This window comes from Pseudomonas sp. No.117, assembly GCF_054558395.1.
Genome location: NZ_BAAJNP010000008.1, coordinates 194,457 through 206,640, shown reverse-complemented (window position 1 = coordinate 206,640; position 12,184 = coordinate 194,457). Strand labels below are relative to the sequence as shown.

At 67.9% G+C, this 12,184-nt stretch carries 8 protein-coding genes; 6 read left to right on the top strand and 2 right to left on the bottom strand.

Features of this window, described 5'->3' with window-relative positions; all coding sequences use genetic code 11:
- Positions 1 to 24 precede the first annotated feature (24 nt).
- Together ACYJP6_RS20185 and ACYJP6_RS20180 are read left to right on the top strand one after the other, a co-directional pair.
- Positions 25 to 858, top strand: coding sequence for a substrate-binding periplasmic protein (locus tag ACYJP6_RS20185; RefSeq protein WP_459477233.1), 834 nt, complete (start codon positions 25 to 27; stop codon positions 856 to 858).
- Entirely contained in the window at positions 855 to 1,865 is a 1,011-nt protein-coding gene (locus ACYJP6_RS20180) for an Ldh family oxidoreductase (RefSeq protein ID WP_459477231.1), read from the top strand. Before ACYJP6_RS20185 ends, ACYJP6_RS20180 begins: the two co-directional genes overlap by 4 nt.
- Here the strand turns inward: ACYJP6_RS20180 and ACYJP6_RS20175 are convergent.
- On the bottom strand, positions 1,848 to 4,445 hold the full coding sequence (locus ACYJP6_RS20175) for a bifunctional diguanylate cyclase/phosphodiesterase (protein ID WP_459477230.1): 2,598 nt from the start codon (positions 4,443 to 4,445) through the stop codon (positions 1,848 to 1,850). The two genes, ACYJP6_RS20180 and ACYJP6_RS20175, sit on opposite strands and share 18 nt — an antisense overlap.
- Before the next feature lie 312 nt (positions 4,446 to 4,757).
- Between ACYJP6_RS20175 and xdhA the strand changes: the two genes are divergently transcribed.
- The 4 genes from xdhA to guaD are packed head-to-tail and all read left to right on the top strand — an operon-like array spanning position 4,758 to position 10,755.
- Positions 4,758 to 6,197: a xanthine dehydrogenase small subunit gene (gene xdhA, locus ACYJP6_RS20170; protein ID WP_459477228.1), complete on the top strand. Its 1,440-nt coding sequence runs from the start codon at positions 4,758 to 4,760 to the stop codon at positions 6,195 to 6,197.
- A complete protein-coding gene (xdhB, locus tag ACYJP6_RS20165) occupies positions 6,190 to 8,589 on the top strand; it encodes a xanthine dehydrogenase molybdopterin binding subunit (RefSeq protein WP_459477226.1) in 2,400 nt (799 codons plus the stop codon). Before xdhA ends, xdhB begins: the two co-directional genes overlap by 8 nt.
- Positions 8,586 to 9,413 carry a xanthine dehydrogenase accessory protein XdhC gene (gene xdhC, locus ACYJP6_RS20160; RefSeq protein WP_459477224.1) on the top strand — a complete coding sequence of 276 codons (828 nt, stop codon included), beginning with the start codon at positions 8,586 to 8,588 and terminating at the stop codon, positions 9,411 to 9,413. The genes xdhB and xdhC overlap by 4 nt, the downstream gene beginning before the upstream one ends.
- Positions 9,414 to 9,450: 37 nt before the next feature.
- Entirely contained in the window at positions 9,451 to 10,755 is a 1,305-nt protein-coding gene (guaD, locus tag ACYJP6_RS20155; RefSeq protein WP_459477222.1) for a guanine deaminase, read from the top strand.
- A 327-nt stretch (positions 10,756 to 11,082) separates the two neighbouring features.
- Here guaD and ACYJP6_RS20150 read toward each other — a convergent pair whose 3' ends face one another.
- Positions 11,083 to 12,180 carry an NADH:flavin oxidoreductase/NADH oxidase gene (locus tag ACYJP6_RS20150; RefSeq protein ID WP_459477220.1) on the bottom strand — a complete coding sequence of 366 codons (1,098 nt, stop codon included), beginning with the start codon at positions 12,178 to 12,180 and terminating at the stop codon, positions 11,083 to 11,085.
- Between the last annotated feature and the right edge of the window lie 4 nt (positions 12,181 to 12,184).

Below are 12,184 nucleotides of genomic sequence, written 5' to 3'. Positions count from 1 at the left end.
ATCATCACCCCAAGGACTACCGCCATGACCGATGCAGCTACCTTCTTCCAGCGCCTCACCCTCATCAGCCTGCTGCTCTGCGGCAGCGCCACCGCCCTGGCCGACTGCAAGCCCGCCCATACCTTCGACACCCTGGAAAAGGGCGTGCTCAAGGTGGCGACCTATGTCTTCCCGCCCTATGCCATTCCCGGGCCTGACGCCAGCATTGGCGGCGTGGAAGGCGACATCCTCACCGGCTTCGCTGCCAAGGAGTGCCTGACCGTCCGCGCCACCACCGTGGACACCGCCGCCGTGGTGCAATCGGTGATTACCCGGCGCGCCGACGTCGGCATCGGCGACTGGTATCGCACCGCCGAGCGGGCCAAGGTGCTGGGCCTCTCCGCCCCCACCTTCCTCGACGTCATGGGGATCATCTCCAAGGACAACCTGAGCCGCATCGACCAGCTCGAAGGCAAGCGCGTCGGCACCGTCCAAGGCTATCTGTGGGTGGCCGACCTGAAGAAGGTGCTGGGCGACAACCTGGTGCTCTACCCGAACCCCGTGGCCATGGCCCAGGACCTGGCCTCGGGTCGTCTCGACGTCGCCACCGACAGCTTCGCCGTGGCCAAGACCGCGCAGCAGAAAGGTGCCTATCCGGGTGCCAGCATCAACGTCGCCGCCGGCGATCCGCGGGTCAAGGCGTCGCAGCAGCCAGGCCAGGCGGCTATCCTCTTCGCCAAGCAGAACGACGCCCTGGGCCAGGCTCTGTCCGCCTATATCGAGCAGTTGCACCGGGACGGCGGCCTGCGCAAGATCGTCGCCGGCTACGGCCTCGAGGAGAAGATCACCGAGGTCGGTGCTCCGCGGTTGATCGAATGAGCCGGGAAGCCGATGGGGCACCCATCAGGCTGACTCAGCCTGAAGCCGAAGCTCTGGTGCTGGGCTGCTGCCTGCGCCAGGGCGCCAGCCCAGCGGTCGCCGCTGCCCTGACCGCCGCGACCCTGGCCGCCGAGTACCGCGGCCTGCCCACCCTCGGCTTCGCCCACCTGCTGGATTATCTCGATGGCTTCCAGCAGGGACGCATAGATCCTCGCGCCGACCCCGTGCTCAGCCGACCGGCGCCGGCGCTGATCCACAGCGATGCACGCCACGGCATCGCGCAACTGGGCTTCGATCAGGCCTTTGGAGATATACGGGATACCGCCAGGAATTTCGGCCTGGCGCTGTTCGCCCAACGCCAGGCCTTCACCTGCGGCGAGCTGGGCTACTACGTGCGCCGCCTCGCCGAACACGGCCTGGTCGCCATGGCCTTCACCAACGGTCCGCCGCTGCTGGCGCCTCCCGGTGCCCGGCGACCGCTCTACTCCACCAATCCACTGGCGTTCGCCGCCCGCGCCGACGATGGCAGGCTGCTGCTGATCGACCAGGCCTGCAGCGCCACGGCCTTCGTCAACCTGCTGCGCGCCGCGGCGGTGGACCAGGCGATTCCCTTGGGTTGGGCCCTGGATGAGCGCGGCGAGCCCACCCAGAACGCCAGCGCTGCGGTGCATGGCACCCTGCTGGCCTTTGGCGGCGCACGGGGCGCCAACATCGCCTTGATGGTGGAGATACTGGCGGCGGGCCTCACCGGGGCGAACTGGTCGCTGGACGCCGGCGACTTCCGTCAGGGTGCGCACAGTCCCGGCGCCGGCCTGACGGTGCTGGCCATAGCGCCCCGGCTACTGGACGACCGCTTTCCCATCCGCCTCGGCGAGCAGCTGACGCGCCTGGCGGCACGGGGTGTCCATTTGCCGGGGATCGCCCGCGCCGAGCGCCGGGTGCCGCACCGCGCCACCCCGCTGGAGATACCGGCCGACCTCCATGCCCGGCTAGTGCAGCTGAGCTGAGGCGTCCGTGGCGGACCCGGCCGGCCAGTGTGCTGCCGTCGCGGGCTCGGTTCCCCCCTCGTGCGCCAGGGCCTGCTGGCGCAAGGCGGCGAAACGCGCCTGGGACAACGGCCGTTGCAGGTGAAAACCCTGGGCCTGGTCGCACTTGAGATCGGCGATGCGGGCGAGTTGACCCGCGGTCTCGATCCCCTCGGCGACCACGGTCAGCGACAGCGCCCGGCCCATGCTGACGATGGCCTCGACGATGGCCGCGTTGCTTTCGCTCACCTCGATGTTGGAGACGAAGCTACGGTCGATCTTGAGACAGTCGAAGGGATAGGTGCGCAGATAGCTCAGCGAGGAATAGCCGGTGCCGAAATCGTCCATCGACAGCCGCACACCCAGGGCCTTGAGCCGCTTCATCAATTCGAGGGCCCCGGTCGCATCGTCCAGCAGCACGTTTTCGGTCAGCTCCAGCTCGACCCGCCCCGGCGCTATGCCGGTACGCTCGAGCGCCTGGCGAATCCGCGCGACCAGGTCGTCGCGCTGAAACTCCAGCGGCGACAGATTGATGGATACGATGAGTTCCGGCGCCCAGGCCACTGCCTGACTGCAGGCCTCCTGCAGCACCCAGTCGCTCAAGCCCAGGATCAGCCCGGTTTCCTCCGCCACCCCGATGAACTCGGCTGGCGCCAGGCGCCCGCGGACGGGATGATTCCAGCGGACCAGGGCTTCCGCGCCCAGCAGCCGCTGGCTGCTGGCATCGAAGCGCGGCTGGAAGTCCAGCTCGAACTCCGTGCGCTGCAGGCCCAGCCGCAATTCGGTTTCCAGCTGCCGCCGCGCGAGGATGCGCTGGTTCATGGTGGGCTCGTAGAACCTGAGGGTATTGCGCCCTGCCGCCTTGGCCTCGTACAGGGCGATGTCCGCATAGCGCAGCAGGTCTTCGGCGCTGTTGCCGTCCTGGGGCGCCTGGGCGATCCCGATGCTCGCGCCAATGCTGATGTCGTGCTCGCCGATGCGGATGCTGCGCCCGATGCCCTCCAGCATCCGGCTACAGAGAGCGCTGACCTGCTCGACGCTCAGGTCGCCGTTGATCGCGATGACGAATTCATCGCCGCCGATCCGCGCCACCAGGTCTCCCTCGCGCACATTGGCGCGCAGCTCGAGGGCGACCTGGCATAGCACCTGGTCGCCCGCGCCATGGCCGAGGGCGTCGTTGACCGGCTTGAATCTGTCCAGATCGAGGGCCAGCAGGTGCAGCGGCTGGCTGGTGCTGACGCCTTGCGCGAAGCGCTGCGCCAGGTAACGCTGCAACTGGTGACGGTTGGCCAGGCCGGTCAGGGCATCGTGCTGGCTGATGTGCTCGATACGCGCCTTGGCCTCGATCTCCTCGGTAACGTCGCACACGGTGCCGCGAAAGCCCGCCAGCAGCCCTCCACGGACGATCGCCTGGGCGGCGAGCTGGCAGTACCTCAGCTTCGCCTGGGCATCGCGCATCTCGCAGTTCAGCGGGCGGCGGGCACGGCCGGCGGCGGGGGTCCTGGCCACCTCCTCCACCTGGCTCGGCGCGTAGCCGAGCAACTCGTGCAGGGGGCGGCCGATCCAGTCTTCCTGGGCAAAGCCGGTCACCGCGACGAAGCGCTCCGAGAGATACACCAGGCATTGCTCGGCATCGGTCTCCCAGATCCAGTCGGACGAAGCCTCGGACACGGTGCGAAAGCGCTGCTCGCTATGCCGTAGGGCGTCCTCGGTCAGCGCCGTCTGGCGCGCCGCCAGGGCGATCCGCCGCCGCAGGTACCAGACCAGCAGCAACGCCAGGCCGCACATCGTCGCGAGCAGCGGCAGGAATTGCGCCATCAGCCGGTGGCCCATGCCGTGGACGTCCCAATGGAAGGTCACCGCGATGCCCGGGGTGGACTTCACCACCAAGGTCGGCCCAGGCGCGGCCGGCCATTCGCCCGGTTGCGCGGTCAGGCCGGGCAGCTCGAAACGCTGGCCGAGCTCGGCCAGTTTGTCCGGCGTCAGGACGTCGACGAAGACCATGTAGGAAAGTCGCTTGAAGTCCTGGTAGGTGGCGTCCGGCCGGATGACTGCCGCCATCACGTTGGCCGGCTTGCCCTCGACGAGAAAGTAGCCTTGCGCATAGCCATCCTTGGGCGACAGCTCCCGCGCCCTGGCCAACAGCGCCGCCAGGTCACCACCCAACCAGCCGTCCAGCGGCGTCTTGCTGCGGCCACCGCCGACCACGGCATAGCGCGTGGTGCCATTGGGTGCCAGGATGAAGGCGCCGTTCACCCCGTAGCTGCTGAAGAGTGATGGCCCGACATTGTCTTCCTCGTAGGCCCAGTTCACGTCGACCTTCCTGTTGGTCCGCGTGTAGGCCTCGAGCCAGAAGGCATAGTCGGTCAACACCCGGCCGAGCTTGTCCTGCCGGGTTTCCAGTGCCCGCTGGGCATCCGCTTCGCTGTGCTGGCGTTGCTGCCCGTCGATGCGCGTGCAAAGGTCGTACAGCATTCCGCCCGCCAGGGCGAAGATGAGCGCGACCAGGGCGAAGAAGCCAAGGGATGCCTGATGGGCGACACGATTGAGTGGAGTGGACACGGCAGCGACCTGTTGCAACGGTTGGCCTAGGGGACGGACGCCTCGCGGCAGCACCGCAAATCGTCTGCCTTTATATCGGCAACTGCACTAACGGCTTGACCCCGTTGCATAAGTATTCCGCGAAGGCGCGGTTCAGACGGCCTTTTTTGCACCGCTAACGGGCAGCGCCGGCCAGGATGCGCCAGGACGGCGCACCGTCCAGCGCGGCGCTTGCCCAAAAACGACAAAGGCCGTCCGCCGGCCCGGCAATTCTTGACCTATCGGTCAGCTTTACCCACCATCAAGACATCAAAACCCAGGTGGAGAGCGGCCGTGATCAGGTTTCTGCTGGACCAGGAGCTGCGCAATGAAGAGCAGCTCGATCCCAATCTCACGGTGCTTCAGTATCTGCGCGAGCGCTGCGGCAAGACCGGTACCAAGGAAGGCTGCGCCTCCGGCGACTGCGGGGCCTGCACTGTGGTCCTCGCCGAGCCGGACGGCGACCGCTTGCGCTATCGCACCGTCAACAGCTGCCTGACCTTCGTCGCGGCGCTGGACGGCCGGCAACTGATCAGCGTGGAAGACCTCAAGCACCAGGGCCGCCTGCATGGCGTGCAGCAAGCCATGGTCGACTGCCATGGCTCCCAGTGCGGCTACTGCACCCCGGGCTTCGTCATGTCGCTGTTCGCCCTGCAGAAGAACGTCGCCGCGCCGGACGACGCCGCCACCCACGAGGCCCTGGCCGGCAATCTCTGCCGCTGCACCGGCTACCGGCCAATCCTGGCCGCCGCCGAGCAGGCCTGCACCAGCCGTCAGCCGGACCACTTCGATGCCCGCGAGCAGCAGACGCTGGATCGCCTCAAAGCCCTCGCACCCCAACCCGAAACCCGCCTCGAAGGCGCCGGCAGCCGCAGCCATAGCCCCAGTACCCTGGCCGAGCTGGCCGCTCTCTACCTGGCACACCCCGAGGCCCGGCTGTTGGCTGGCGGCACCGACCTGGCCCTGGAAGTCACCCAGAATCATCGCCGCCTGGAGACCCTGATCTACCTGGGCAACCTGCCTGAGTTGCGTTACGTGACGGTCAGTGAGGACCACCTCGAGATCGGCGCCGCCACGCCACTTGCCGACTGCGCCGCCGCCCTGGCGGCCGACTATCCCGACTTCGGCGGCCTGCTGCAGCGCTTCGCCTCCCTGCAGATCCGCAACCAGGGCACCCTGGGTGGCAACATCGGCAATGCCTCGCCCATCGGCGACAGCCCGCCGTTGCTGCTGGCGCTCGGCGCCACCGTCTTGCTGCGACAAGGCGAGCGCTTGCGCGAATTGCCACTGGACGACTTCTTCCTCGACTACCGCAAGACCGCCCTGGCGCCCGGCGAATTCATCCAGGCGGTCCGGGTGCCGCGGGCGCGTGAGGGCCAGGTCTTCCGCGCCTTCAAGGTATCCAAGCGACTGGACGACGATATCTCCGCGGTCTGCGCTGCCTTCGCCCTGGAACTCGACGAGGGCCGGGTCGCGGCCGTGCGCATCGCCTATGGCGGCATGGCGGCCACGCCCAAGCGGGCCGCTCACTGCGAGCAGGCGCTGCTGGGTCAGCCCTGGAATGCCGCCGCCATCGAGCGCGCGGCCCAGGCCCTGGCCAACGACTTCGCCCCGCTGTCGGATTTTCGCGCCAGTCGCGAATACCGCCTGCTGACGGCGCAGAACCTGCTGCGCAAATGTCATCTGGAGACTACCCAGCCCACGCTCGCCACGAGGGTCACCGCCCATGTCTAGCAGCCTCCCCGTCCGTACCCCCGAGGAAATGGCCGCCGCCTTCGCCGCCGGCCTGGCCACCGGTGTCGGCAAGCCGCTCAAGCACGAGAGCGCCGACAAGCATGTGAGCGGCGAAGCCCTCTACATCGACGACCGCCTGGAATTCCCCAACCAGTTGCACGTCTATGCGCGGATGAGCGAGCACGCCCATGCCCGCATCCTGCGCATCGATCTCTCGCCCTGCTACGAGATACCCGGCGTGGCCCTGGCCATCACTGCCGCCGACGTGCCTGGCCAGTTGGACATCGGCGCCGTGCTGCCCGGCGATCCGCTGCTGGCCGACGGCCAGGTGCAGTACCTCGGCCAGCCGGTGCTGGCGGTCGCCGCCAGCAGCCTGGACGCCGCCCGCCGCGCAGCCCAGGCCGCCATCGTCGAGTACGAGCCGCTGGAAGCCATCATCGACGTCAAGGAGGCGCTCAGACGCGAGCACTTCATCTCCCCGAGCCATAGCCACCACATCGGCGACGCGGCCGCCGCCCTAGCCGCCGCGCCCCACCGCCTGCAGGGCGAGCTGGCCATCGGCGGCCAGGAGCACTTCTACCTGGAAACCCAGGTGGCCTCGGTCATGCCCACCGAAGACGGCGGCATGCTGGTCTATTCCTCCACCCAGAATCCTACCGAGGTGCAGAAGCAGGTGGCCGAGGTGCTGGGGGTGTCGATGAACAAGGTCACCGTCGACATGAGGCGCATGGGCGGCGGCTTCGGCGGCAAGGAGAGCCAGGCCGGCATGCCGGCGGCGCTCTGCGCGGTGTTCGCCAGCCTCACCGGGCGCCCGGTGAAGATGCGCCTGCCGCGCTGCGAAGACATGCACATGACCGGCAAGCGCCATCCCTTCCATGTCGAATACGACGTCGGCTTCGACGATGACGGTCGCCTACTGGGCATCCGCTTCGAGCTGGCGGGCAACTGCGGCTATTCGCCGGACCTGTCCAACGCCATCATCGACCGCGCCATGTTCCATGCCGACAACGCCTACTTCCTCGGCAACGCCCAGGTCACCGGTCATAGATGCAAGACCCATCTGGCCTCCAACACCGCCTATCGCGGTTTCGGCGGGCCCCAGGGCATGCTGGCCATCGAGAACGTCATGGACGCCATCGCTCGCCATCGCGGCCTCGATCCGCTGGAGGTGCGGCGGCGCAACTACTATGGCAAGGAGACGCGTAACGTCACCCACTACCACCAGGTGGTGGAAGACAACCTGCTCGACGAGATGACCGCGGACCTGGCGGCCAGCAGCGACTACCAGGCGCGCCGCGCGGCCATCCGCGCCTTCAACCAGAGCAGCCCGGTGCTGAAGAAGGGCCTGGCGCTGACCCCGGTGAAATTCGGCATCTCCTTCACCTCTTCCTTTCTCAACCAAGGCGGCGCCCTGGTCAACGTCTACACCGACGGCAGCATCCACCTGAACCACGGCGGCACCGAGATGGGCCAGGGGCTGAACACCAAGGTCGCGCAGGTGGTGGCCGAGGTCTTCCAGGTCGACATCGGCCGCATCCAGATCACCGCCACCAACACCGACAAGGTGCCCAACACCTCGCCCACCGCCGCCTCCAGCGGCACCGACCTCAATGGCAAGGCCGCGCAGAACGCCGCCCAGACCATCAAGGATCGCCTGATCGACTTCGCCAGCCGGCACTTCCACGTCGGGGCCGAGGAGGTCGACTTCCGCAATGGCCACGTCAGGGTGCGCGATCGCTTGCTCACCTTCGAGGAGCTGATCCAGCTGGCCTACGTCGGCCAGGTGTCGCTCTCCAGCACCGGCTACTACCGCACGCCGAAGATCCACTACGACCGCGACCAGGCGCGCGGCCGGCCCTTCTACTACTACGCCTTCGGCGCCGCCTGCTCCGAGGTGCTGATCGACACCCTCACCGGCGAATACCGGCTGCTGCGCACCGACATCCTGCACGACGTCGGCGCCTCCCTGAATCCGGCCATCGACATCGGTCAGGTCGAGGGCGGCTTCGTCCAGGGCCTGGGCTGGCTGACCATGGAAGAACTGGTGTGGAACGACGCCGGCAAGCTGCTCACCGCCGGCCCCTCCACCTACAAGATCCCGGCGGTGAGCGACGTACCGCCGGACCTGCGGGTACGCCTGGTGGAGAATCGCAAGAATCCCGAGGCCACGGTGTTCCACTCCAAGGCCGTGGGCGAGCCGCCCTTCATGCTCGGCATCTCGGTGTGGTGCGCCCTGCAGGACGCCGTGGCCAGTGTGGCCGACTACCGCTTCCACCCGGCGCTCGACGCCCCGGCCACCCCCGAGCGGGTGCTCTGGGGCGTGGAGCGCATGCGCCGCCTGGCCGCCGAGGCCCAGGCCCTACCCGTGACCGCCACGGAGGAACCGGCATGACCCCGAAACGTGGCTGGCTGGCGTTGCTGGCCGATTTCGAGGCGCGCGGCGAGCCCTGCGTGCTGGTCACCGTGGCCAATGAACAGGGCTCCACCCCCCGCGACGCCGGCACCAAGATGCTGGTGGGTCGGACCGAACAGCACCTGACCATCGGCGGCGGTCACCTGGAATACCGCGCCGTGGAAATCGCCCGGGAACTGCTCGCCGCCGGCACCCGCCAGCCGCGCCTGGAGCGCTTTTCCCTGGCGGCCAGCCTCGGCCAGTGCTGCGGTGGCGTCACCACCCTGCTGTTCGAGCCGCTGCTGGCCCAGGAGGTACCGGTGGTGGTGTTCGGCGCCGGCCATGTCGCCCGCGCCCTGGTGCCGCTGTTGGCCGGACTGCCCTGCGCGGTACGCTGGGTAGACTCGCGGCCCCAGGAGTTTCCCGATCCGCTACCCGCTGGCGTCGAGAAGATCGTCACCGACGAGCCGGTCGACGAGATCGCTCGGATGCCGGCCGGTGCCTACTACATCGTCATGACCCATAATCATCCCCTGGATCTGGAGCTGACCGATGCCATCCTCGCCCGCGGCGACCATGGCTACTTCGGGTTGATCGGCTCCAAGACCAAGTGGGCCAAGTTTCGCCACCGCCTCACGGCCCGCGGCCACGGCGCCGAGCGCCTCGCCTCGGTACGCTGCCCGCTGGGCCTGCCCGAGGTGCAGGGCAAGCTGCCGCTGGAAATCGCCATCGCCGTGGCCGGCGAAGTCATCGCCCACTATGGCCGCCAGGCCCAGCAGGCGGACACGCCGCTGCGCCTGGTCAATGCCGTCGCGCCCAATTGATCCTTTTATTCTGCCGCTTCGCCTATCCGAGATCGTTATGACCGCCATCGCCCATCGCGCCGCCCTGCTCCACAGCCTCGCCGACCCGGCCGAGGTGGGGCTGGACGCCTCCTACGAATACCACGCCGACGGCCTGCTGCTGGTCGAGGACGGCCGCATCCAGGCCATGGGCCCGGCCGCCGAGCTGCTGCCCACCTTGCCCGCCGGTACCCAGGTGATCGAGCATCGCGATGCCCTCATTACCCCCGGCTTCATCGACACCCATATCCACTACCCCCAGACCGGCATGATCGCCAGCTACGCCGAGCAACTGCTGGACTGGCTGGACACCTACACCTTCCCCACCGAGCGCGCCTTCGCCGATCCGGCCAAGGCCGCCGAGGTGGCCGAGGTCTTCGTCGGCGAACTGCTGCGCAACGGCACCACCACCGCCCTGGTGTTCGGCAGCGTCCACCCGCAGTCGGTAGAGGCCTTCTTCGAGGTCGCCGAGCGGCTCGACCTGCGCATGATCGCCGGCAAGGTGCTGATGGACCGCAACGCCCCGGACTATCTGCAGGACACGGCCGAATCCGCCTATGCCGACAGCAAGACGCTGATCCAACGCTGGCACGGCAAGGGCCGGCTGCACTATGCCGTGACCCCGCGCTTTGCCCCCACCAGCACGCCGGAGCAACTGGCAGCCGCCGGGCGCCTGCTGGCCGAGTTCCCGGACGTCTACCTGCACACCCACCTCTCCGAAAACCTCAAGGAAATCGACTGGGTGAAGGCGCTGTTCCCGGAGCGAAGCCATTACCTGGACGTCTACGACCACTTCCAGTTGCTCGGCCCGCGCTCGGTGTTCGCCCACGGCATCCATCTCTGTGACGCCGAGTGCCAGCGCCTGCACGACACCGGTTCAGCAGTCGCCCATTGCCCCACCTCCAACCTCTTCCTCGGCAGCGGCCTGTTCGACCTCCAGCGCATGGAGGCCTTCAAGGTCAACGTCGGCCTGGGCACCGACGTCGGCGCCGGCACCAGCTTCTCGTTGCTGCAGACCCTCGGCGAGGCCTACAAGGTCCAGCAGCTGCGCGGCAACCGCCTGCACCCCTTCAAGTCGCTGTACCTCGCCACCCTTGGCGGCGCCCGCGCCCTGCGCCTGGACGACCGCATCGGCAGCCTGGCCCCTGGCCACGACGCCGACTTCGTGGTCCTCGACCTCAAGGCCACCCCGCTGCTGGACTACCGCCTGCAGCAATCCAAGAGCCTGGAGGAAACCCTGTTCGTCCTTACCACCCTGGCCGACGACCGCGTAGTCCGCGAAACCCACGCCGCCGGTCGCCGGGTGCATAGCCGCGACGCCTGATGCCGTCACCCCGTAGCGTGGAAAACCGCGCAGCGTTTTCCAATGGTGGAGCAACTTCGCACTGTTGGGCTTCGGCGATTGAGCCACCTCAACCCAACCTACCAACCCGCGCAACTCGTGGGTTGGGTTGAGCGTAGCGAAGCCCAACAGACCCCGCTCACACCCATCCAATACGCATAAAAAAACCGCCCCAAGGGGCGGTTTTCATTTTCAGTCAGCGTAGGTTGGGGCGAGCGCCAGCGAAGCCCAACACCAAACTCATCCCCATTCGACGCCCATAGAAAAGCCGCCCCAAGGGGCGGCTTTCGCGTTTCAGCCTAGGCCGACTCAGCTGCTGCGATAGCGCTCCAGCCAGTGGGCATAGGGCGCCGGCAGCACCCAGGACGGCTTGTCGACGCCCAGGGCCTTGGCCGCGTAGTAGGGCCAGTGCGGATCGGCCAGGTGGGCGCGGCCCACCATCACCAGGTCCAGCTGCTCGTCGGCCACCACCTGGTTGGCCAGGGCCGGGGTATCGATGTTCCAGGCCGAGGCGACCTTCAGACCGGTCGCCTTGCGCACCTGCTCGGTAATGGGCGCCAGCAGGCCCGAACCCCAGGGAATGTTGGCCGTCGGGGTGGAGAAGCCGATGCTGACGCTGAGCAGGTCGAGGCCTTCGCGCTTGAAGCCCTGGGCCAGCTCGATGGATTCGGTCAGGGTCTCTTCGTCACGGCCGTCGTATTCGATCACGCCGAAACGGGCGGTCAGCGGCAGGTGCTCCGGCCAGACCTTGCGTACCTCGGCCAGGGTCTCCAGCAGGAAGCGGCTGCGGCCGGCGAGGTCGCCGCCGTACTGGTCGTCACGCTGGTTGGAGTGCACCGAGAAGAAGCTCTGTGCCAGGTAGCCGTGGGCGAAGTGCAGCTCCAGCCACTCGAAGCCGGCCTCGTAGGCGCGCTTGGCGGCATCGACGAAGTCCTGGCGGACCCGGGCGATGTCCTCGAGGGTCATGGCCTTGGGCACCTTCGGCAGATTGGCGCCAAAGGCGACGGCGGACGGGGCGATGGTGTCCCAGCCGCGGGCGTCATCGGCGGCGATGTGGTCGTCGCCTTCCCAGGGACGGTTGGCGCTGGCCTTGCGGCCGGCGTGGGCAATCTGGATACCCGGCACGGAACCGGCGGCCTTGATCGCCTGGACCACGGGTACGAAGGCCTGGGCATGGGCGTCCGACCAGATGCCGGCACAGCCGGGGGTGATCCGGCCTTCCGGCGAGACGGCCGTGGCCTCGACGATGACCACGCCGGCACCGCCGCGCGCCAGGCCCGCGTAATGCACCTGGTGCCAGTCGTTGATCACGCCGTCGACAGCGCTGTACTGGCACATGGGCGGAATGGCGATGCGGTTACGCAGCGTCACGTCCTTGAGGGTAAAGGGTTGGAACAATGCGGACATCTGA